19 protein-coding genes are annotated in these 21350 nt (G+C 70.2%); 11 read left to right on the top strand and 8 right to left on the bottom strand.

The window, feature by feature from the left end; genetic code table 11:
* Nucleotides 1-21 precede the first annotated feature (21 nt).
* Entirely contained in the window at nt 22-786 is a 765-nt protein-coding gene (locus ABD292_RS19785; RefSeq protein ID WP_344209216.1) for a TetR/AcrR family transcriptional regulator, read from the top strand.
* Here ABD292_RS19785 and betA read toward each other — a convergent pair.
* The 5 genes from betA to ABD292_RS19760 are packed head-to-tail and all read right to left on the bottom strand — an operon-like array spanning nt 779 to nt 7250.
* Nucleotides 779-2404, bottom strand: coding sequence for a choline dehydrogenase (gene betA, locus ABD292_RS19780; protein WP_344209213.1), 1626 nt, complete (start codon nt 2402-2404; stop codon nt 779-781). The genes ABD292_RS19785 and betA overlap by 8 nt on opposite strands.
* Nucleotides 2401-3339, bottom strand: a complete 939-nt coding sequence (locus ABD292_RS19775; RefSeq protein WP_344209211.1) for an ABC transporter substrate-binding protein — start codon at nt 3337-3339, stop codon at nt 2401-2403. Before ABD292_RS19775 ends, betA begins: the two co-directional genes overlap by 4 nt.
* A 49-nt stretch (nt 3340-3388) precedes the next feature.
* Nucleotides 3389-4360: an ABC transporter substrate-binding protein gene (locus ABD292_RS19770; protein ID WP_344209209.1), complete on the bottom strand. Its 972-nt coding sequence runs from the start codon at nt 4358-4360 to the stop codon at nt 3389-3391.
* Nucleotides 4357-6273, bottom strand: coding sequence for an ABC transporter permease (locus ABD292_RS19765; RefSeq protein WP_344209207.1), 1917 nt, complete (start codon nt 6271-6273; stop codon nt 4357-4359). The genes ABD292_RS19770 and ABD292_RS19765 overlap by 4 nt, the downstream gene beginning before the upstream one ends.
* On the bottom strand, nt 6270-7250 hold the full coding sequence (locus tag ABD292_RS19760; RefSeq protein ID WP_344209205.1) for a quaternary amine ABC transporter ATP-binding protein: 981 nt from the start codon (nt 7248-7250) through the stop codon (nt 6270-6272). Before ABD292_RS19760 ends, ABD292_RS19765 begins: the two co-directional genes overlap by 4 nt.
* Before the next feature lie 418 nt (nt 7251-7668).
* On the opposite strand from ABD292_RS19760, the gene ABD292_RS19755 reads away from it, so the two are divergent.
* From ABD292_RS19755 to ABD292_RS19740, 4 genes are read left to right on the top strand one after another with little or no spacing between them, the layout of a single operon-like run.
* Nucleotides 7669-10365, top strand: a complete 2697-nt coding sequence (locus ABD292_RS19755; RefSeq protein ID WP_344209203.1) for a sensor histidine kinase — start codon at nt 7669-7671, stop codon at nt 10363-10365.
* Nucleotides 10362-10781 (top strand): roadblock/LC7 domain-containing protein, encoded by a 420-nt coding sequence (locus ABD292_RS19750; protein ID WP_091093434.1) that lies wholly within the window; start codon nt 10362-10364, stop codon nt 10779-10781. The genes ABD292_RS19755 and ABD292_RS19750 overlap by 4 nt, the downstream gene beginning before the upstream one ends.
* Nucleotides 10782-10793: 12 nt before the next feature.
* Nucleotides 10794-11162, top strand: coding sequence for a DUF742 domain-containing protein (locus ABD292_RS19745; protein ID WP_371250112.1), 369 nt, complete (start codon nt 10794-10796; stop codon nt 11160-11162).
* Entirely contained in the window at nt 11143-11712 is a 570-nt protein-coding gene (locus ABD292_RS19740; RefSeq protein WP_344209201.1) for a GTP-binding protein, read from the top strand. The genes ABD292_RS19745 and ABD292_RS19740 overlap by 20 nt, the downstream gene beginning before the upstream one ends.
* A 9-nt stretch (nt 11713-11721) precedes the next feature.
* On the opposite strand, the gene ABD292_RS19735 is transcribed toward ABD292_RS19740, so the two are convergent.
* Together ABD292_RS19735 and ABD292_RS19730 are read right to left on the bottom strand one after the other, a co-directional pair.
* Nucleotides 11722-12684, bottom strand: coding sequence for an SIS domain-containing protein (locus ABD292_RS19735; protein WP_344209199.1), 963 nt, complete (start codon nt 12682-12684; stop codon nt 11722-11724).
* Nucleotides 12681-13685, bottom strand: coding sequence for a hypothetical protein (locus tag ABD292_RS19730; RefSeq protein WP_344209197.1), 1005 nt, complete (start codon nt 13683-13685; stop codon nt 12681-12683). The genes ABD292_RS19735 and ABD292_RS19730 overlap by 4 nt, the downstream gene beginning before the upstream one ends.
* 360 nt (nt 13686-14045) lie before the next feature.
* On the opposite strand from ABD292_RS19730, the gene ABD292_RS19725 reads away from it, so the two are divergent.
* From ABD292_RS19725 to ABD292_RS19710, 4 genes are read left to right on the top strand one after another with little or no spacing between them, the layout of a single operon-like run.
* Nucleotides 14046-15164, top strand: coding sequence for a polyamine ABC transporter substrate-binding protein (locus tag ABD292_RS19725; protein ID WP_344209195.1), 1119 nt, complete (start codon nt 14046-14048; stop codon nt 15162-15164).
* A gap of 8 nt (nt 15165-15172) precedes the next feature.
* Nucleotides 15173-16039, top strand: coding sequence for an ABC transporter permease (locus ABD292_RS19720; RefSeq protein ID WP_344209193.1), 867 nt, complete (start codon nt 15173-15175; stop codon nt 16037-16039).
* The gene (locus ABD292_RS19715; RefSeq protein WP_344209191.1) at nt 16032-16811 is read left to right on the top strand and encodes an ABC transporter permease; all 780 of its coding nucleotides are present in this window, start codon (nt 16032-16034) and stop codon (nt 16809-16811) included. The genes ABD292_RS19720 and ABD292_RS19715 overlap by 8 nt, the downstream gene beginning before the upstream one ends.
* Nucleotides 16798-17847 (top strand): ABC transporter ATP-binding protein, encoded by a 1050-nt coding sequence (locus ABD292_RS19710; protein WP_344209188.1) that lies wholly within the window; start codon nt 16798-16800, stop codon nt 17845-17847. Before ABD292_RS19715 ends, ABD292_RS19710 begins: the two co-directional genes overlap by 14 nt.
* Here the strand turns inward: ABD292_RS19710 and ABD292_RS19705 are convergent.
* Nucleotides 17841-18446, bottom strand: a complete 606-nt coding sequence (locus ABD292_RS19705) for a TetR/AcrR family transcriptional regulator (RefSeq protein ID WP_329583851.1) — start codon at nt 18444-18446, stop codon at nt 17841-17843. The genes ABD292_RS19710 and ABD292_RS19705 overlap by 7 nt on opposite strands.
* A gap of 129 nt (nt 18447-18575) precedes the next feature.
* Between ABD292_RS19705 and ABD292_RS19700 the strand changes: the two genes are divergently transcribed.
* Together ABD292_RS19700 and ABD292_RS19695 are read left to right on the top strand one after the other, a co-directional pair.
* Nucleotides 18576-19850 carry a glycosyltransferase gene (locus tag ABD292_RS19700; RefSeq protein ID WP_344209186.1) on the top strand — a complete coding sequence of 425 codons (1275 nt, stop codon included), beginning with the start codon at nt 18576-18578 and terminating at the stop codon, nt 19848-19850.
* 14 nt (nt 19851-19864) lie between these two features.
* Entirely contained in the window at nt 19865-21262 is a 1398-nt protein-coding gene (locus ABD292_RS19695; protein WP_344209184.1) for an aminobutyraldehyde dehydrogenase, read from the top strand.
* Nucleotides 21263-21350 lie beyond the last annotated feature (88 nt).

Below are 21350 nucleotides of genomic sequence, written 5' to 3'. Positions count from 1 at the left end.
CGTACGGTGTACCGTACGAAGGTGACCGTCGAACACCCGGGAAAGGGCGACCCCGCCCGCAGCCTCGCCCTCCTCTGGCGCACCAGCGAGCGGGCCAGCCGCAAGGGAAAGCCGGAGCTGAGCGTCGAGCGCATCGTGCGCGCCGCGATCGAGGTGGCCGACGCCGAGGGCCTGCAGGCGCTGTCCATGCGCCGCGTGGCCGAGCGGCTGGGCGTCGGGACGATGTCCCTCTACACGTACGTGCCGGGCAAGCCGGAGCTGTTCGACGTCATGCTCGACACGGTCTACGGCGAGACCGCCCGCCCCGACGACGTCCCCGGCGGCTGGCGGGGCCGCCTGGAGCAGATCGCCCGCGAGAACTTCGCGCTCTACCTGCGCCACCCCTGGCTGCTCCAGGTGGCCGCGAGCCGCCCGGTGCTCGGCCCCAACGTGACCGCCAAGTACGACTACGAGCTGCGCGCCGTGGACGGCATCGGCCTGAGCGACGTGGAGATGGACGCGGTGATCACCCTGATCACCGGCTTCGTGCACGGCACGGCCAGGGGGGCGGTCGAGTCGGCCCAGGTCGAGAGCCAGACGGGCCTGACCGACGAGCAGTGGTGGGCCGCGCACGGGCCCTTCTTCGCGCGCATCGCCGACACCGAGCGCTGGCCGGTCGCCACCCGCGTCGGCCAGGCCGCCGGCGAGGCCATGAACGCCGCCTACAGCCCCGAGCACGCCTTCGAGTTCGGCCTGCAGCGGGTGCTGGACGGCATCCAGGCCCTGGTCGAGCGCCGCGCTACGTAGCCCGGTAGAACTCCACCGGCTCGGGCGGCAGCGGGGTGTTGCCGAGAACGAGGTCGGCGGACTTCTCGGCGAGCATCATGACCGGCGCATAGATGTTGCCGTTGGTGACGTAGGGCATGGCGGAGGCGTCCACGACGCGCAGCCCGTCGAGGCCGTGCACGCGCATGGTGTCCGGGTCCACGACGGACAGCTCGTCGGTGCCCATCCGGCAGGTGCACGACGGGTGGAGCGCGGTCTCGGCGTCCTTGGCCACCCACCGGAGGATGTCCTCGTCGGTCTCGACCTCGGGGCCGGGGGAGATCTCGCCGCCGTCCAGGCCGTCCCAGGCGGGCTGGGACAGGATGGTCCTGGCGTGCCTGACGGCCTCCACCCACTCGCGCCGGTCCTGCTCCGTGGACAGGTAGTTGAAGCGCAGCGCCGGCTTGACCCGCGGGTCGGCCGAGGTGATGCGCACCGAGCCGCGCGCGTCGGAGTACATCGGGCCGATGTGCACCTGGTAGCCGTGCCCCCCGGCCGGGGCCGAGCCGTCGTAGCGGACCGCGAGCGGCAGGAAGTGGAACATCAGGTTGGGGTAGGTTACGTCGTCGTTGGAGCGGATGAACCCGCCCGCCTCGAAGTGGTTCGTGGCGCCGGGGCCGCGCCGCAGGAACAGCCAGTTCGCGCCGATGAAGGGCCGCCGCCACAGCTGCAGCGACGGCTGCTGCGACACCGGCCGCAGGCAGGCGTGCTGGACGTAGACCTCCAGGTGGTCCTGGAGGTTCTCGCCGACCCCCGGCAGGTCGTGCACCACGTCGATGCCGAGAGGTTCGAGCAGCGCGCGCGGCCCGACGCCCGAGACCTGGAGGAGCTGCGGGGAGTTGATCGCGCCGCCGCACAGGATCACCTCGCCGGCGTCGATGCGCTCGCCGCCGACCTGTACGCCCACCGCCCGGGTGCCCTCGAAGAGCACCCGCTCGACGAAGGCGCGGGTGCGGACCGTGAGGTTGCGGCGGTGGCGCGCCGGATGCAGGTAGGCGCGGGCGGCGCTGAGCCTGCGGCCCCGGTGCACGTTGCGGTCGAAGGCGGCGAAGCCCTCCTGGCGGTAGCCGTTGACGTCGTCGGTCAGCGTGTGCCCGGCCTGCTGCACGGCGGCGAAGAACGCCTCGAACAGCGGCCCCTCGGCCGGCCCGCGCTCCAGCTTGAGCGGCCCTTCGCCGCCGCGGTAGTCGGTGCCCGGGTCGGCGAGGCAGCTCTCCATGCGCTTGAAGTAGGGCAGGCAGTGGGCGTAGTCCCAGTGCTTCATGCCAGGGTCGGCCGCCCACCGTTCGTAGTCCAGCGGGTTGCCGCGCTGGAAGATCATCCCGTTGATGCTGCTGGAGCCGCCGAGCACTTTGCCCCGCGCGTGGTAGACGCGCCGGTCGTTCAGGTGCGGCTCCGGCTCGGACTCGTACTTCCAGTCGTAGCGGCTGTTGCCGATGGGGAACATCAGCGCGGCGGGCATGTGGATGAAGACGTCCCACAGGCTGTCGGGGCGCCCGGCCTCCAGCACGAGCACCGATGTGGCGGGGTCGGCGCTGAGCCGGTTGGCCAGGGCGCAACCGGCCGAGCCGCCGCCCACGATGACGAAGTCGAACCTCACCGGGGGATCCAGTCCTTCCACACGATCTTGTTCTCCGCCACCCACTCGGCGGCGGCCTGCTCGGCTGTCTTGCTGTCGTTGATCATCGCGCTCGCGACCCGGTTCTGGTCGTCGTTGGTCCAGGTGAAGTTGCGGACCAGCTCGTAGGCCCGGCCACCCTTCTCGGCGAAGCTGCGGCTGACGATCTTGTCCAGCAGGTACGGCGGATAGTCGCAGGCGACCCTGGCCGCGTCGGCGTCGCAGCCGACGGCGTACGCCGGCAGCGCGATCTTGACCAGCTTCACCTTCGTGAACAGCCATTGCGGCTCGTAGAAATACATGAGCAGCGGCGTCCGATTCTTCGTCGCGTCCTGGGCCGCCTTGATCAACGCGTCCTCGCTGCCCGAGTAGACGACCTTGTAATTCAGGCGGAGGTTGCGTACCAGAGCCTCGTCATTCGTCACGAACGTCGGATCGCCGTCCAGGATCTGACCGGCGTTTCCGGTTTTTTCGGTCCGGAAGAGGTTCGCGTACTTGTTGAGGTTTCGGTAGTCCGTAATGTCGGGATATTTCTTGGCCATCCACTCGGGGACGTACCAGCCGATCACTCCCTTGTTCCCGGTGAGCCCGGCCGACAGCGCGACCTTCTTCTGCTCGATGTACTGCTTCTTCAGGTCGGGATGGCCCCAGTTCTCGATGATGACGTCGACCTTGCCGGTCTCGAAATCACGCCAGGACTGTTCCTCTTTCATCTTCCGCGTGTTCACCGTGTAGCCCAGCTCGTGCTCCAGCAGGTAGCTCAGCACGGCGGCCTGGGCCTCGTAGCCCACCCAGGCGTGGACGTCGAGGTTGACGGTCTTCTTGGCGCCGGTGGCGGCGCCGGGCTCCTCGCTGGAGCAGGACGTCAGGAGCAGAACGGCCGCGGCCAGCGGCGCGGCGAGCGTCTTCAAGCGCATGAGAGTCTCCGGGGCCGCGGCCCGACCGAGGGGCCGCGGCCGGAAGGGGTCACTTGGGGATCCAGGCCTGCCACTTGGCGGTGTTGGCCTCGACCCACTTCTTGGCGGCCTGCTCGCCGGTCATGCCGTTGTTGGTCATGTCGTTGGCGACGGCGTTCTGGTCCTCGTTCGTCCAGTTGAAGTTCTTGACCAGCTCGTAGGCCTTGCCGCCGGTGTCGGCGAACTTCTTGCTGACGATCTTGTCGAGGTCCATCTCCGGGTAGTCGCAGGCGACCTTCTTCGGGTCGGCGTCGCAGCCCTCGGTGTAGGCGGGCAGGTTCACCCGGACGAGCTGGGTCTTGTTGAACAGCCAGTGCGGGTCCCAGAAGTAGAACAGCAGCGGCTTCTGCTGCTCCTGCGCCTGCTGGGCGCTCTTGATCAGGGCCGCCTCGCTGCCGCCCACCACGACCTTGTAGTTCAGCTTGAGGTTCTTGATCAGGGCGTCCTCGTTGCTGACGTACGACGGGTCGCCGAACAGCAGCTGGCCCTTGTCGCCCGACTCGGAGGTCTTGAACAGGTCGGCGTACTTGTTGAGGTTCTTGGAGTCGGTGATGTCGGGGTACTTGTCGGCCATCCACTTCGGGATGTACCACCCGATCACGCCCTTGTTGCCGGTGGAGCCGGCCTCGACCGCGACCTTCTTCTCCTCGATGAACGACTTCTTGAGGTCGGGGTGGCCCCAGTTCTCGATGATGACGTCGACGCTGCCGTTCTCGAAGCCCTCCCAGGCGAGCTGCTCCTTGATCTCGGGCAGCTCCACGGTGTAGCCGAGCTCGTTCTTCAGCAGGTACGCCACCACGTTCGCGCTGGCCTCGTACCCGACCCACGGGTTGATCGCGATCTTGACGGTGCCCGTCGAGCTGCCGGCGCCGCCCTGCGGGGCGCCGGCCGAGGCGCTGGGGGAGGTCTCGACCGTGGCTCCGCCGCATCCCGCGGCGGCCATCCCAAGAGCGAGCAAGCCTGCGAGCAGGCGGATCTTCATGTGCTTTTCCTTCTGTGGGGGGAAGGGCGCCGGTCCGCGCCCTGCGTGATGCGGTCGAGCATGACTCCGAGCAGCACGGTCGCGACGCCGGCCACGAAGCCCAGCCCGAAGTCGGTGCGCTGGGAGAAGCCGACCACCACGTCGTAGCCGAGCGCCCCCGCCCCGACCAGGCCGCCGACGACCACCATGGCCAGCGTCATCACGATGCCCTGGTTGGCGGCCAGCAGGATGGCCCGCCGGGCCATCGGGAGCTGCACCTTCCACAGGAGCTGGCCCGGGGTGGAGCCGGCCGACACGGCGGCCTCGACGACCTCGGCGGGCACGGCCCTGATGCCGTCCTCCACCAGGCGCACCACGGGCGGCACGGCGTAGATGACCGAGGCGAAGATGGCCGTGAACCTGGTGGTCCCGAACAGCGCCAGCGCGGGCAGCAGGTAGACGAAGGCCGGCATGGTCTGGGCGGCGTCCAGCAACGGGCGCTGGACGGCGGACCAGCGCGGCGAGCGGGCCGCGGCCACCCCCAGCAGCAGGCCGATCACCAGGGTGACCAGCACCGCGAGCGCCACCGTGGTCATCGTCTGCATGGCGTGCTCCCACGTGCCGAGCAGCGCGATCGCCAGCAGGCAGCCGAGCGCGGTCAGCGCCGCCCGTGGCCCGCTGACCCGCCAGGCCACGGCCAGCACGGTCAGCGCGACCAGCCACCAGGGGGCCGAGGTGAGCAGCGACTCCAGCGGGTTGAGCAGTAGGACGGAGGTCTGGTCCTTGACGAACGTGGTGACCGGGTACCAGCTCGTCTCGGCCCACCGCACGGCGGCGTTGATCTCGGCCGTGAGGTTGAGCGTCCAGCCCTCCGGCCAGGCGCGCGGCAGCACGGGGATCAGCGCGAGGCCGGCCACGGCCAGCGCGCCCGCGGCGGCGAGGTCGAGCCGGCGCAGCCGGGCGTGGGGGCCCCGGCGGGCCGGCGCCGTCGTCATCCGGTCGAGCACGATCGCCATGACGACGACGGCGACCCCGGCCGGCAGCATGATGCCGACCTGGGCCCGCGACAGGCCGCGGATGATGTCGCCGCCGAGCCCGGGGGCGGCGATCAGGTTCGCGATGACGACCATGGACAGGGCCATCATGATCGTCTGGTTGACCGCCAGCGCGATCGTGGGCCGGGCCAGCGGCAGGACGACCTTGAACAGCGTCTGGCGGCCGGTGGCGCCGAGCGACCCCGACGCCTCGACGGCCGTGGGGGAGACCTCCGAGACGGCCAGCGCGGTGATGCGGATGGCCGGCGGGATCGCGTAGATCATCGTGGCGATGGCCCCGGCCGGGGCGCCGATGTGGAAGAACAGCGCGAGCGGGGCCAGGTAGGCGAACGTCGGCATGATCTGCATGACGTCCAGCACCGGCGTGACGGCCCGCCGCACCCGTGCCGACCGGCCCGCCCAGACGCCGATCGGGACGCCGATCGCCAGCGACAGCAGCACGGCCACCGCGACCAGGGCGAGGGTGTCCACGCTGGACTGCCAGAGCCCGAGCACGCCGAACGTGCTCACGCCCGCGACCGCGAGCAGCCCGATCCGCCAGCCGCCGGCCAGCCAGGCCAGGCCGCCCAGCACGCCGGTCAGTCCGGGCCAGCCGAGCGCCGCCAGCGCGCCGGAGAACAGGTCGTAGAGCGAGCCCACGAAGAGCCGGACGTAGTTGAGGAAGTAGAGGAACAGCGGGCTCTCGTTGCGGTGCCCGTCGATCCACTCGCGCAGGTCGGTGACGGCCAGGAACTGCGGGGCCTCCTTGTCGTGCGGCAGCGTGCCCGTGCCGCGGAAGACCAGGTAGGCCACGACGATCAGCGCCGCCACGCCGGCCGGGGCCGCCCAGCGGGGGAGCCTGAGCCTGGAGGGCGCGCCGACCGCCGTGGTGCTGCTCATGCCCCCGCCTTGACCGGCGTGTCCTCGCCGGACAGGAACGTCAGCAGGTCCACGCGGTCCACGACGCCGGCCAGCTCGCCGCCGTCCACGACCCGGATCGGGCGGGCGGAGGCCGAGGCCACGCCGATGGCGTCCTTGACCAGGGTGGTCGCCGGCAGCTCGGGCCCGTCCAGCGCCTCGCCGGGCTCGGGGGAGCGCATGATCCAGCGCAGGGTCAGCACGTGGCTGCGCGGCACGTCGCGGACGAAGTCGGCCACGTAGTCGTCGGCGGGCGCGCCCACCAGCTCCTCGGCCGTGCCGAGCTGCACGATCGAGCCGGCCCGCATGATCGCGATCCGCTCGCCCAGCTTGAGCGCCTCGGACAGGTCGTGGGTGATGAACACCATCGTCTTGCCGACCTCGCGGTGCAGGCGGATGACCTCGGCCTGCATGTCGCGCCTGATGAGCGGGTCGAGCGCGCTGAACGGCTCGTCGAACAGCATCACCTGCGGGTCCACCGCGAGCGCCCTGGCCAGGCCGACGCGCTGCTGCATGCCCCCGGAGAGCTGGTCGGGGTAGGCGTCGGCGTAGCCGTCGAGGCCGACGAGGGAGAGGATCTCGCCGGCCCGCGCGTGCCGGTCGGCCTTGGGCGTGCCCTGGATCTCCAGGCCGTAGGCGACGTTGTCGACCACCTTGCGGTGCGGCAGCAGGCCGAAGTGCTGGAAGACCATGCTGACCTGGTGGCGGCGGATCTCGCGGAGCCGGGCGGGCGAGGCGCGGCCGACGTCCTCGCCGCCGATCGTGATCGTGCCCGCCGTGGGCTCGATCAGCCGGGTCAGGCACCGGACCAGGGTGGACTTGCCGCTGCCCGACAGGCCCATGACCACGAAGACCTCGCCGGGGCGCACCTCGAAGCTCACGTCACGTACGGCGGCGGTGCAGCCGGTCTTCTCGCGCAGCGCGGCGGGTTCGAGGTGCCGGTCCTCGCTGTCCAGCACTTTGCGCGCCCGGGATCCGAAGATCTTCCAAAGGCCCGTGACGCTGATTGCCGCGCTGTCGGGAGAATCCCCCACTACTCGCCTCCTCGTTTGCCGTCGCTCAACATATGGCGTGATTAATGTCGATCTCAACGGTGTGACCGTCCGGAGACCGGCGTGCTTCCGGGGTGTTATTGCTTTGAAACGTTCAAACCGCCCATTAAGCGACAGCGGGTGAGTCGGAGGTGCATTTCCGGCTGGACCGGTCCGGAACTTGGAACTCCAGATTTTCCCGGCGTACCACACAGATAGATTTTTGTCGCGATATGTTTGGGTAGCTTCCCTGCCACGTGATGTGTTCCAATTACCGGCACTTGCTGATTTCCTCAGGGGACACAGGCCCCTCCCTTATACGCCGATTCGGGCGAGGTGCGTTCCGGTGACTACACAGCTGAGCCAGAGGAGGCAGACCGGCGAAGGCAACTGGCGGCTGCGCAACTGGCGGGTACGGGCACGGCTCGTGGCGCTCATTCTCATCCCCACGGCCGCCGCCGTCCTGCTGGGCGGCATCCAGGTGCTCGCCTCCACCTCCGCGGCCGGCGACTACGCCAGGACGAACCAGTTCGCCCGCCTCTCGGAGGAGCTGGGCGCGCTCACGCACGCCGTCTCCGGCGAACGCGCCAGGATGTCCTGGTACATCGCCCGCAACCGGCCCGCCAGCGCCCTGAACGACGTCCAGAACCAGATGGACGAGAGCGACCTCGCGGCCAGGGACGTCCGCGCCATCGCCCGCGAGCTCCTCGGCGAGGTCACCGGCCGCACCGCCGACCAGCTCGAACAGCTGCTCAACCGGCTCGACGACCTGATCGCGCTGCGCAAGCAGGCCCTGGAGGCCAACCTGCTGCCCGGCCCCGCCGTCGAGCTCTACACGACGGTCATCGCCGACCTGCTCGCCACGCACAACGAGCTGATCAAGGGCAGCTCCGACGACGAGCTGTTCCGCCAGACCCGCATGCTCGACGCGCTCGCCCGGGTCAAGGAGAGCGTCGCCTACCAGCAGGCCCTGGTCACCGTCGTGCTCACCGAAGGGGCCTTCGACCCCGAGCAGCTGGAACGTTTCCTCGGCCAACAAGCCGGCGAGGCCGCCGAGCGCAGGGCCTTCGCCGCCGAGGCCACCGCCGCCGAACGCCGCTTCTTCGACGAGACCGTCAACGGCAACGTCGCCGAACGCATGTTGTTCCTGCGCGAACTCGTGCTCATCAGGTCCACGAACGGCCTGCCGCTGCGCGGCCTGGACCTGTCCAAGAAGGACGACGCCAGGGAGTGGTTCGAGGCGTCCAAGGCCGTCGTGGACGCCATGCGCACGGTCGAGAAGCGCCAGGCCGCCGGCATCCTCGCCCGCAGCGAGGAGCTGAGCGCCGCCGAGCGCCGCAGCGCCTGGGTCGTCGCGGGCGCCGTGCTCGCCCTGCTGGTGGCCGTGCTGCTGGTCACCACCGGCGTGGCCCGCTCGATGGTGCGCCCGCTGCGCCGGCTGCGCAGCGAGGCCCTGGAGATCGCCGGGCACCGGCTGCCCGCCTTCGTCCAGCACCTGCGCGAGTCCCGGGACGGCGAGATCGCGGCCGAGGTCCCGCCCATCGGCATCTTCACGAAGGACGAGGTGGGCGAGCTCGCCCGCGCCTTCGACGAGGTGCACCGCGAGGCCGTGCGGCTGGCCGGCGACGAGGCCCGGCTGCGCTCCAACGTCAACGCCATGTTCGTCAACCTGTCGCGGCGCAGTCAGACCCTGGTCGAGCGGCAGCTCACGCTCATCGAGAAGCTGGAGCGCGGCGAGCGCGACGACACCCGGCTGGCCGACCTGTTCAAGCTCGACCACCTCGCCACCCGCATGCGCCGCAACAGCGAGAACCTGCTGGTGCTCGCCGGGCAGGAGGCCGCGCGCAAGTGGAGCGAGCCGGTCGAGGTCATGGACATCGTGCGCGCCGCGCTCGGCGAGGTCGAGAGCTACGACCGGGTCAGCATCCAGGTGCAGTCGGACGTCGCCATCGCCGGCCAGGCCGTCACCGACGTCGTGCACCTGCTCGCCGAGCTGGTGGAGAACGCGGTGTCGTTCTCGTCCCGCGACACCAAGGTGATCATCTCCAGCAGCCGCATCGACGGCGGCTCGCTGCTGCTGTCGGTCACCGACAACGGCATCAGCATGACCCAGGAGGAGCTGGCCGAGGCCAACCACCGGCTGGCCAACCCGCCCGTCGTGGACGTGTCGGTGTCGCGGCGCATGGGCCTGTTCGTGGTCGGGCGGCTGGCGCTGCGGCACAACATCCGGGTGCAGCTCCGCCGCCAGGACGTCGGCGGGCTGACCGCGATGGTGCTCGTCCCGCCGATGCTGCTCACGGCGGTGAACGGCGCGCTGCCGGGCCAGAGCCAGCAGCACGGCCAGCAGCACGGCCAGCAACACGGCCAGCAACAGGGCCTGCAACAGGGTCTGCAGCACGGCCTCCAGCACGGGCAGCCGCCGATGGCCGCCATGCCCTCCGGGCCGCCGATGACGTCGATCCCGGCCGCGCCGGTCGCGTCCCCCGTGCCGCCCGTGCCGCCGGCGCCGCGGCAGCCCGCCGCGCCGGTGGCGCCCTTCGCCGGGCACCCGTCGTTCGACGCGGCGCTGCCGGAGCCGTCGTCCTGGTTCAGCTCGCCGCACACGGGCACCGGCTCCTCCTCGCTGGAGGCGCCGCACGTGACGGGGTCGTACCCGTCGTTCGCCACGCCGCTGCCGTCGTACCCGCCCGAGCCGTCCAAGGACGAGTTCCTGCCGATCTTCGCCGCGGTGGAGGACGAGAGCAGCTGGTTCAGCAAGCCCTCGCCCACCGCCGACCACCGGGAGCGCGACCCCGGCTGGTCCTCGCCCGCCGACACCGGCTGGCAGGCCGCCGGCACCGCCGCCGAGCCCGTCCAGGGCGGGACCACGAGCTCCGGCTTGCCGAAGCGCACGCCGCGAGCGAACCTGGTACCGGGCACCGCGAACCCGCAACCGCCGCCCGCTCCCGCTCCTCCGCTGTCCCCCGACCGGTTACGCAGCAGACTGGCCAGCTACCAGCAGGGCGTGCGCAAGGGCCGGTCCGAGCTTGAGGAGGACTCATGAAGGAGCTGAGTCAAGCTGCCAGGGACATGAACTGGCTGGTGAGCAGCTTCGTCGACGAGGTGCCCGGCGTCGCGCACGCCGTGGTCGTCTCCGCCGACGGCCTGCCCATGGCGTTCTCCCGCGGGTTCCCGAAGGACCGCGCCGACCAGCTCGCCGCCATCGCCGCCGGCCTGGTCAGCCTCACGGCTGGCTCGGCCCGCGTGTTCGAGGGCGGCGGCGTGACCCAGACCCTGGTCGAGATGGAACGCGGCCTGCTGCTGGTGATGTCGATCAGCGACGGCTCGTCGCTGGCGGTGCTGGCCGCGCCCGACTGCGACATGGGGCTGGTGGCGTACCAGATGACGATCCTGGTGGAGCGTGCGGGACAGGTGCTCACGCCCGCGGTGCGGGCGGAGCTGTCCGGGCGTCCGTGGTAGGGGGAGGCGATCGTGGCATCGTGGCACAACGGTGAGGCCGAGCCTGAGCGCAGCTCGCTGGTGCGCATGTACGCCCTCACGGGCGGCCGCACCACCCCGCGCAGCGCCCTGGCGATGGAGGCCCTGGTGTCCTCTGCCACGTCGGCGCAGCTCGGCCCCACCTACCCCCGCGAGCACCGTGCGATCAGCGAGCTGTGCCGCCAGGTAAGATCCGTGGCGGAGATCTCGGCTCTGCTGAGTGTTCCCCTCGGCGTCGCACGGGTGCTGGTCGCCGACATGGAGGCGGACGGTCTGGTCCGCGTCTACCAGCCGCAGCTTGAGGCGGGCCTGCCGGATCGCGGCCTGCTCGAAAGGGTTCTCAGTGGACTTCGCAGGCTCTGACGCCGGGCTCACCTCGACGAAGATCGTGGTGGCCGGCGGCTTCGGGGTGGGCAAGACCACGTTCGTCGGTGCGGTCTCGGAGATCATGCCGCTCACCACCGAAGCGGTGATGACCGAGGCGTCGCAGGGCATCGACGACCTGGCGCACACCCCTGGCAAGACCACCACCACGGTGGCCATGGACTTCGGCCGGCTCTCGCTGGACCGCGACCTGATCCTCTACCTGTTCGGCACGCCCGGGCAGCACCGGTTCTGGTTCATGTGGGACGACCTGGTGAAAGGCGCGATCGGCGCGGTCGTGCTGGTCGACTCCCTGCGCCTCGCCGACGCCTTCCCCGCGATCGACTACTTCGAGGAGGCGGGGATGCCGTTCGTCGTCGGGCTCAACGGCTGGAACGGCGAGTTCCCGCACGTCGAGCACGAGGTGCGGGAGGCGCTGACGCTCTCGGCCCACGTGCCGATCGTGCGCACCGACGCGCGCGAGCGGCAGGCGGTCAAGAGCACCCTGATCACGCTGGTCGAGCACGCCCTCGCCGCCCGCGCCCGCTGACTCCGCCGGCTAGGACTGGGCGGCCCACCAGTAGGCCGCGACCAGCTCGGCCACCAGCGTCTCGGTGAGCAGCGCCACGTCCGGGTCGTCGTCGTGCGCGTAGCGGATGGCGGCCACGGCGTCCTTCACCTCGGCGCCGACGCTCACCACCGTGGAGCCGCGCTGCCGCACCCAGTCCATGGCCTGCTCGTCGTAGCGGGAGCCGGGGAAGAGGAGGGCGCGATAGTCGAGGGTCTTGGTGAGGTAGACGTCCACGTGCGACCAGTCGCCGCTCTCGCAGGCGTCGGCCGCGCGGCGCGGGCCCTCCCGCAGCATGAGCGCCGACTGCTCGGCCGACGACAGCCGCTCGGCGGGGGCGATCGTGTAGACGCCGTGCGGGCCGTCCAGCAGCTCCATGGTCAGCGGCAGCCACTCGTCCCTGCGGTCGAGCAGGTCGGCGGTGGCCTCGGCGGTGCGGCCGAGCAGCCCGGCCAGGTCCAGGGGCCGCCCGGTGAGCCGGCTCTCCAGCGCCAGCAGCAGCGCCAGGGTGTGCTGGAAGGTACGGCAGGCGACGCCGCCGCGCTCCTCGCCGGCGTGCATGGGGATGGTCGCGCGGGCCAGGCCGGCGAGCGCGGAGTCCGGCCGGTTGGTGAGGGCCGCGACGAAGGCCGGGCCGCCGGCGTAGCGGTCCACGGCGTCCATGGTCTCCCTGCTGCCGCCGGTGGCCGAGATCGGGATCACCAGGGTGTCCGGGGTGGCCGGGTACGTCGCCGCCGCCGAGGCGTAGTCGGCGTAGGCGTCCACGCCGGCGGCGCGCAGGCGCAGCGCCGCGACCCCGGCCGCGTACCGGGAGCTGCCCATGCCGAGGAACAGCACCCGGCGCGGGTTCGCGGGCAGCTCGGCGAAGGGGTCGGCGGCGGCGAGCGCGGCGGCCAGGCCCTCCAGGGCGGCGGGCTTGGCCTCCAGGTCGGACAGGTAGAGCTCGGGATTCACGACGGGTTCTCCTCGGTGTACCAGGTGCGCAGGACGCCCATGGGGGCGTAGCGCCAGCGGGGCAGGTGACGGGCGGCGTAGATCAGCTCGCGGCACTCCTGCTCGATCTCGAACGGGCGGATCAGGCCCTCGTCCAGCAAATCGGGGCGGCCGCGCGCGGCCAGGCGGGCCCGGTAGGCGGCCAGCAGGCCCGCGCGGGCGGCCTCGGCCCAGGCGGCGGCCCGCTCGGGCGGGGTGCCGCGGCGCTTGATCGCGACCTGGGCCACGTGCTCCAGGCTCGTGGTGAGCTGGGCGACGTCGCGGGCGGCCGGCTGCCAGGGGTCGGCGTCGGTGACCGTGGGGTTGCCGTCGAAGTCGATGACCGCGTAGCCGTCGCGCCACCGGAGTATCTGGCCCACGTGCAGGTCGCCGTGGATGCGGATGAGGGGCGAGGCGATGGGGGCGTCGAGGGGTTCGAGCTCGTGCCTGAGCCGGTCGGCGCGGCCGGCCAGCCACCGCCCGTCCTCGCCGCCGGTGAGCTCCAGCGCCTCGGCCAGCGCCCCAGCGGCCCGCACGGCGGCGGGCGGCGGCAGCTCAGCCGGCTCGGGTGACGGCGGCTCGGGTGACGGCGGCTCGGGTGACGGCGGCTCGGGCGACGGCGGCTCGGGCGACGGCGGCGTGGCCGGCGCGGTGCGGGGGAGGGTGGACAGGGCGAGGTGCAGGTCGGCGGCCAGGCGGCCGAGGTCGGCGGCGAACGCCGTCTCACCCGCCTCGGCCTCGTCCACGCACCACTCCCAGCCGTCCCTGGCCTCCGGAAGGTAGCCGGTGGCGAGGGCGAGCAGGCACTCCCGGCCGTCGACAGGGCCGGTCAGAGCCGCGTAAGGGGGAGCTGTGTCGTTGAATCCGGCCTCAACGAGGTGGGAGAGGATCTCCGGGGTGGGATGGGGCAGCGGGACGGGTGGGGTCAGCCACTTCACGACCACTTTCTCGGCCACCACCACCGAGTAGTTCGTCTGGTCCACATGGGCGCCGAAGTCCCTTTCACTCGGGACCCCGATGTGCGGACGTGCCAAGTCGTACGAGAGGGTTGGCAGCGGCAGGAACCGGCGCACGCTGAAGGGCGCCGGCACCTCTCCCTCCAACACCGTGAGAAGCGCGGCGGTGAGCCCGCGATCTCGTGCGGTAAGGGGTTTCTCACCGAGAGAGACCAACCGCTGCGCTATTGAATCCCAATTCAACTGGTGGACCAAACTTCCAGGTAGCAATGTGGTGAAAAGTCTTGCTCATGTTGATTCGTGCTGCAACACTCTCAGCCTGGTCTGCTGTGTCCGGTAAGGTCGCGCGACCCCTCGTACATCGCACATCAAGAAGGAGTAGCGGCCGTGTCCCGTATCCGGTTCACCCGTCGTCTTCCGGCCGCCGTCGCGGCGGCCGGCCTCGCGCTTGCCGTCGCGGCGTGCGGCGGTGAGTCGTCGAACAGCTCAGACGGCGCGACCGCGGCGGCTGCAGAACAGCTCAAGCCCAATGCCGACCTGTCGAAGCAGTCGCTCCAGGTCACTGTATGGGATGGTTACACGCCGAAGGAGCTGCCCGAGAAGGCCAAGGAGAAGCTCAAGGTCTCCGAGGTCAAGGTCGGCCTGCACGCCACCAACGAGGAGGCGATGGCCAAGCTGACCGCCTCCGGCGACAGTGGCATCGACGTGGCCTTCGTCTCCGGCCAGTACGCCCAGGCGCTCAACGAGCAGGGCCTGCTGGAGCCCATCCACGCCGAGCTGGTCCCCAACCTGGCCAACCTCTTCCCGGAGGCGAGCCAGCTCTCCTACGACAAGGGCAACAAGTACTCCGTGCCCTACACCTGGGGCACCACCGGCATCTGCTACCGCAGCGACCTGGTGAAGAGCGTGCCCACCAGTTGGAACGATCTGCTGAAGCCCCCGGCCTGGGCCGACAAGAAGGTCACCATGATGACCACCGAGCGCTGGCTGGCCCTGCCCGCGCTCAAGTCCCTCGGCTTCTCGGTCAACACCGACAAGGACGAGGAGATCGCCAAGGCCAAGGAGCTGCTGCTGGAGGCCAAGCCGCACCTGCTCGCCTACGACGACACGACGTTCGGCGAGAAGCTGAAGTCCGGCGAGGCCGTGATGGTCGAGGCGTGGGACGGCTGGTGCCCGACCACCGAGAAGAACATCAAGTTCGCGGTGCCGAAGGAGGGCAGCGACCTCTGGGTGGACACCATGGTGATCATGAAGTCCTCCAAGAACAAGGAGGCCGCGCACGCCCTGATCAACTACATCCTCGACCCCGAGATCCACAGCTGGGCCGCCGAGAACATCAACTACAAGGTGCCGAACAAGGCCGCCATGGAGCGCGTCAAGGCCCCCGAGGGCTCGCTGCTCGGCGTCAAGCCGGCCGAGCTGCTCGCCGGTGAGTCGATCATCGACCTCGGCCAGGCGTCCACCAAGTACACCCGGCTTTCCAGCGAAGTCACGGCGCAGTCGTAGTCAGTGCAGTGAAGTCTGAGGCAAAGGCCCGGCCGGCGCCCCGCGTGCGGGGCCGCCGGCTGGGCGCATTCGTTTTCCTGTCACCCGGGCTGACCTACCTGGTGGTGCTGCTGCTGGTGCCGCTGGGCCTGGTGCTGAGCTACACGGTCTTCCAGCGCGGGCGCTTCGGCGGCGTGGTGTACGAGTTCACCACCGAGAACTTCACCCGCCTGATCGATCCGCTCTACCTGGGCGTGGTCGGCAACTCCCTGCGCATCGCGGCCCTGACGACGCTGATCGCGCTGCTGATCGGCTATCCGACGGCCTACCTGATCGCGCAGCTCCCCTCCAAATGGAAGACGCTCGCGCTGGTCGCGGTCGTGCTGCCGTTCTGGACGAACTTCATCATCCGGGTCTACGCCTGGATCATGCTGCTGAGCGGTCCAGGGCTGGTGAACAGCGCGCTCGGCAAGCTCGGGCTGGGGCCGTACGAGCTGCTCTACCACGAGGGGACCATCGTCACCGGGTTGTTGTACTCGTACCTGCCGCTCATGGTGCTGCCGCTGTACTCCGCCATCGAACGGCTGGACCCGCAGCTGCGCGAGGCGTCGGCCAACCTGGGCGCCTCGGCGTTCACCACGTTCCGCAAGGTGACGCTGCCGCTCAGCGTGCCGGGCGTCATGACCGGCTGCCTGTTCGTGTTCGTGCCGAGCTTCGGCAACTTCGTCATCCCCGAGATGCTCGGCGGCAGCAAGACGATCATGGTGGGCAACCTCATCCGTGACCAGTTCCTCAAGGCGCGCGACTGGCCGTTCGGCTCGACACTGGCGCTGGCGCTCATCGCGGTGCTGGTCGTGCTGCTGATCGTGCAGGCATGGGCGGCCCGCCGTGCGTAGGTCCAAGCTGCTGTACGTCCCGTTCTGGGCCACGTACGTCTTCCTCTACCTGCCGATCGTCGTGCTCGTCGTGATGTCGTTCAACTCCGGCGACTCGGCGTACACCTACGAGGGCTTCAGCCTCAAGTGGTACGGCGAGCTGGCCGGCGACGAGCGCATCAGGACCGGCCTGGTCAACACGCTCGTCGTGGCCGCGGGCTCCACCGTCATCGCCACCGTGCTCGGCACCCTGCTCGCGGTCGGCCTGGCTCGTTTCACCAGGTCGAAGACGCTCGACGCGCTCGCGCTGATGCCGGCCGTGCTGCCCGACCTGGTGCTCGCCATCGGGCTGCTGGTGTTCTACAGCGCCATCCAGCTCACGCTCGGGCTGTATTCGGTGACGCTCGCGCACGCGCTGTTCTCGATGGCGTTCGTCGCGGCGGTGGTGCGCACCCGGCTCACGGGCGCCGACACCTCGCTGGAGGAGGCCTCGCGCGACCTCGGGGCCGGGCCGGTTGTCACCTTCATGAAGGTCACGCTGCCGCAGCTCACGCCCGGGATCATCGCCGGCGCGCTGCTGGCGTTCACGTTGTCGCTGGACGAGTTCGTGATCGCCTTCTTCACGATCGGGAACGCCGAGCCGACGCTGCCGATCGTCATCTACTCAATGGTTCGTTTCGGGGTGACCCCGAAGATCAACGCGCTGGCCGCGATCCTGCTCCTGGTGAGTTTCACCGCGGTGATCGCCGGTCAGCGGATGACCAGGATCGGGGAGTCACGTGCTCAAGATTGACGGCGTCACCCGCAGCTTCGGGAGCGTCACCGCGCTGGACGACGTCTCGCTCCAGATCGAGCAGGGCGAGTTCTTCGCCCTGCTCGGCCCTTCGGGCTGCGGCAAGACCACGCTGCTGCGGATCATCGCCGGGTTCGAGACGCCGGACAGCGGGCGGGTCACGCTCGACGGCGAGGACCTGCTGTCCAAGGCGCCCAACCGGCGGCCGATCAGCCTCATGTTCCAGTCGTACGCGCTGTTCCCGCACATGACCGTGGCCAAGAACGTGGCCTACGGGCTGGAGCGCGAGCGCCTGCCGCGGCAGGAGATCAAGCAGCGGGTCGGCGAGGTGCTGGAGACGGTCGGGCTGTCGGCGCACGCCGGGCGCAAGCCCGCGCAGCTGTCCGGCGGCCAGCGGCAGCGGGTGGCGCTGGCGCGTTCCATCGTCAAGCGGCCCCGCCTGCTGCTGCTCGACGAGCCGCTGTCGGCCCTGGACAAGAAGGTCCGCGCCGACATGCAGCTCGAACTCAAGCGACTGCAGCACGAGGTCGGCATCACCTTCGTGGTCGTCACGCACGACCAGGAGGAGGCGATGTCGCTGGCCGACCGCATCGCGGTGTTCGACACGGGCCAGGTGCGCCAGGTGGACGCGCCCGTGGCGCTCTACGAGCGGCCGAGAACGCCGTTCGTGGCGGACTTCGTGGGCGCCAACAACCTGTTCCGCGGCCTTTCCACCGGGCTCGACGCGCTGCGCAGCGAGGAGTTCGGCATGCTGGCCGGCACGCCGCTGGAGGAGCTGGAGGCGGACAAGCCCGCGCTGCTCGCGGTGCGGCCCGAGCGGGTCGAGCTGGCCGACGAGAGCTCCGTCAGGGGCATGGCGGGCAGCGTGGTGGACGTCAGCTTCTACGGCGGCGTCTCGCACGTCTCCGTGGAGGTCCCCGGCCACCCCAAGCCCGTCCTGGCGGCCGTTCAGGGGGCCGGGACGGTCCGCCCCGGGGCCAAGGTGAAGGTGCGCTGGAACGCCGAGGACGCCGTCATCATGGCGGATCCTCAGTGAGACAGATCGTTGCCGGTCGCCGCCCGCGCGTACGACAGGATCAGCTCGGCGGCCTCGGCGGGCCCGATCACGGGGTGCCGGGCGGTGATGCGGTAGCCGTAGGCGTCCTCCAGCGCCACGAGGTTGCGCGCGATCGACAGCGAGTCGGCGGCCAGCGTGAAGACGCCCAGGGCCGCCCCGGTGTCGAGGATCGCCTGGTACATCGACACCTGGCGGTCGTAGAGCGAGGTGAGCAGGACGCCGTAGACGCGGTTGCGGCCGGCGGCCCCGCCCAGCTCGTTGAGCAGGCGCACGTCGGGGTCGAGCGGCCCGGTCGGCAGCCCGGAGCGGATCGTGACGACCAGCTTCTCGGCCGGGTCGGTGAAGTCGGCGAGGCGGCGCAGGCGCTGCTCGTAGAAGCGCTCCATGCCGGCGTGCTGCGCCTCGACCAGCAGCTCGCCGAGGTCGGGGTAGTGGTAGAGCACGGCGCCGGAGGTGAGCCCCGCCTCCTCGGCGACGTGCGAGAGCTGCACGCCGTCGACGCCGTGGCGGATGATGGCTTTGCGCGCCGCCTCGATCAAGTCGATGCGCCGGTCACTCCGGCTTTTACGCTGAGCCACCCTCACCACCTTCACTCGTTGGGCTTCCGTTCAGTTAGCCGTGACCATAGTGCCCGTTACTTGACCATCACGCCAGCCACGTTTTTGAATTAGCCTTCAACTCTTCGAATCCCTCTCCTCGGAGTTCCGATGTCACTCACGTTCCTGTTCATGCCGGAAAGCGCGTACGGCCCGACCAACAACTCCATCGGGATCGGCGACATCCTGCGCCGCCGCGGCCACCGCGTCGTCTTCGCCGCCGAGTCGTCCTGGAAGGGCAAGCTGGAGGCCCTGGGCTTCGAGGAGGACCTGGTCGACCTGGCCCCGCCGCCCGAGAACCCCGAGGAGCAGGACGCCGGCCAGTTCTGGAAGGACTTCATCCGCGACACGGCCCCGGAGTACCGCAAGAGCACCAAGGAGCAGCTCGACACGGTCACCAGGCCGATCTGGGGCGAGCTCATCGACGGCGCGAAGTACTGCGAGCCGCAGCTGAAGGCCATCATAGAGCGCGTAAACCCGGACGTGATCATCGAGGACAACGTGATCACCTTCCCGGCGCTCCTGACGGCCGGCAAGAAGTTCGTCAGGATCGTCTCCTGCCAGCCCCTTGAGGTGCGCGGCCCCGACGTCCCGCCGGTCTTCTCGGGCCTGCCCGCCGACGACCGCAGCGAGTGGGACGACTTCCGCGCCGAGTACGACCGCACCCACCGCGAGCTGTGGAGCGCCTACAACGAGTGGTGCGTCGAGCAGGGCACCGAGCCGCTGCCCGACCTCGACTTCATCCACGAGGGCGACCTCAACCTCTACGTGTACCCGGAGATCCTCGACTACGTGGACCGCCGCCCGCTGGGCCCGTCGTGGCACCGCCTCGACTCCTCGGTCCGCGAGACCGACGAGGACTTCACGCTGCCCTTCGAGCGCCGGCCGGACACCGCGCTGATCTACTTCTCGCTCGGCTCGCTCGGCTCGGCCGACGTCGGCCTGATGCAGCGGGTGATCGACGTGCTGGCGACCACCCCGCACCAGTACATCGTCTCCAAGGGCCCGCTGCACGAGGAGATCAAGCTCGCCGACAACATGTGGGGCGCGGAGTTCCTGCCGCAGACTAAGATCGTCCCTCAGTGCGATCTGGTCATCACGCACGGCGGCAACAACACGACCACCGAGGCCCTGCACTTCGGCAAGCCGATGATCGTGCTGCCGCTGTTCTGGGACCAGTACGACAACGCCCAGCGGGTCTCCGAGCTGGGCTACGGTGTCAGGCTCTCGACCTACGCCTTCGAGGACGACGAACTCACGGGGGCGATCGCCCGGCTGCTCGGCGACACCGAGCTGCGCGAGCGGCTCGCCGCCGCGGGCGAGGAGATCCGGCGTCGCGACGGCCTGCGCAAGGCCGCGGACCTGATCGAGCAGCTCGGCCAGTAAGGACAAGATCTTCCATGCGTGAACTGATCAACCCCGCCACCGGGCTCCCGTGCGCCGAAGTCGCCGACACGCCGGTGGAGGGCGTGGCGTCGGCCGTGACGGCCGCCCGTGCCGCCTACGCCGAGTGGTCCGAGACCACCCCGGCCGAGCGCGCCCGGCTGCTGCTGCGGCTGGCCGACCTCGTCGAGGCCGACGCCGAGGAGCTGACGAGGCTCGAAGTGGAGGAGACCGGCAAGCCGGCGGCGGTCTTCCGTGACGGCGAGCTGCCGTTCGCGGTGGACAACCTGCGCTTCTTCGCCGGGGCCGCCCGCTCGTTGGACGGCTCGGGGGCCGGGGTGTTCAGCTCCGGCTACACCTCGGTCATGCTGCGCCGCCCCGTCGGGGTGGTGGGGTCGATCTCGCCATGGAACTTCCCGTTCATCATGGCCGTGTGGAAGGTCGGGCCCGCGGTGGCCGCGGGCAACGCCGTGGTGATCAAGCCGGCGCCGCAGACGCCGCGCACGACGCTGCGCCTGGCCGAGCTGTTCGCCAAGGCGGGCGCCCCCGAAGGGCTCGTCCAGGCGGTGACCGGCGGCGCCGAGGTCGGCCAGGCGCTGGTCACCGACCCCGGCGTGGACATGGTCAGCGTCACCGGCTCCACGGAGACCGGCCGGGCGGTGATGACCGGCGCGGCGGCCACGCTCAAGCGGGTGCACCTGGAGCTCGGCGGCAAGGCGCCTGCGCTGGTCTTCGCGGACGCCGACCTGGCGGAGATGGCCCACGGCGTGGCGATGGGGGCGACGTACAACACCGGGCAGGACTGCACCGCGGCCACCCGGGTCTACCTCGCCCGCGAGATCTACGACGACGCCGTGGAGGCGCTTCGGGCAACTCTTGCCGAAATCACCTACGGCGACCCCTGGGACCCGGCCACGGACATCGGCCCGCTGATCTCGGCGGCGCACCGGGAGCGCGTGCACGGGTTCGTGGAGCGGTCCGGCGGCCGGGTGCGGCACGGCGGCGCCCTGCCCGAGGGGCCCGGCTTCTACTACCCGCCCACCCTTGTGACCGATGTCGCACAGGACAGCGAGATGGTCCAGGGCGAGCTTTTCGGGCCGGTCCTGGTGGCGCTGCCGTTCGACGGCGAGGACGAGGCGGTCCGGCTGGCCAACGACACCCGCTACGGGCTCGCCTCGTCGGTGTGGTCGCGCGACGTCTCGCGCGCGATGCGCGTGGCGCACCGTCTCGACGTGGGTGTGACCTGGGTGAACGACCACCTTCCCATCGCCAGTGAGGCGCCGCACGGCGGGGTGAAGGGCAGCGGGTTCGGCAAGGACATGAGCCAGGAGGCGGTCCTGGAGTATTCGGTGACGCGTCATCTGATGGTGAAGCACGCGGCACCCGCCGAGCGGGATTCGTTCCGGCCCGCTTGAAAACGTGTACGGCGAAATGCACCCTAAAGCAGAGCTTTGGGCGTGTTTGATGGGATATGTCGGGTTGGCCGATCTGGTACGGACTGTG

Source organism: Nonomuraea bangladeshensis, from assembly GCF_039529455.1.
Classification (GTDB): Bacteria; Actinomycetota; Actinomycetes; order Streptosporangiales; family Streptosporangiaceae; genus Nonomuraea; species Nonomuraea bangladeshensis.
The sequence above is the reverse complement of the archived record's forward strand: the minus strand, read 5'-3'. Positions and strand labels throughout refer to the sequence as shown.

Excerpts from the sequence above, each read along its gene's own strand:
- ABD292_RS19695 (WP_344209184.1), top strand. The coding sequence starts at position 19,865 with ATGCGTGAACTGATCAACCCCGCCACCGGGCTCCCGTGCGCCGAAGTC.
- ABD292_RS19765 (WP_344209207.1), bottom strand. The coding sequence starts at position 6,273 with ATGAGCAGCACCACGGCGGTCGGCGCGCCCTCCAGGCTCAGGCTCCCC.
- ABD292_RS19775 (WP_344209211.1), bottom strand. The coding sequence starts at position 3,339 with ATGCGCTTGAAGACGCTCGCCGCGCCGCTGGCCGCGGCCGTTCTGCTC.
- ABD292_RS19770 (WP_344209209.1), bottom strand. The coding sequence starts at position 4,360 with ATGAAGATCCGCCTGCTCGCAGGCTTGCTCGCTCTTGGGATGGCCGCC.
- ABD292_RS19750 (WP_091093434.1), top strand. The coding sequence starts at position 10,362 with ATGAAGGAGCTGAGTCAAGCTGCCAGGGACATGAACTGGCTGGTGAGC.
- ABD292_RS19700 (WP_344209186.1), top strand. The coding sequence starts at position 18,576 with ATGTCACTCACGTTCCTGTTCATGCCGGAAAGCGCGTACGGCCCGACC.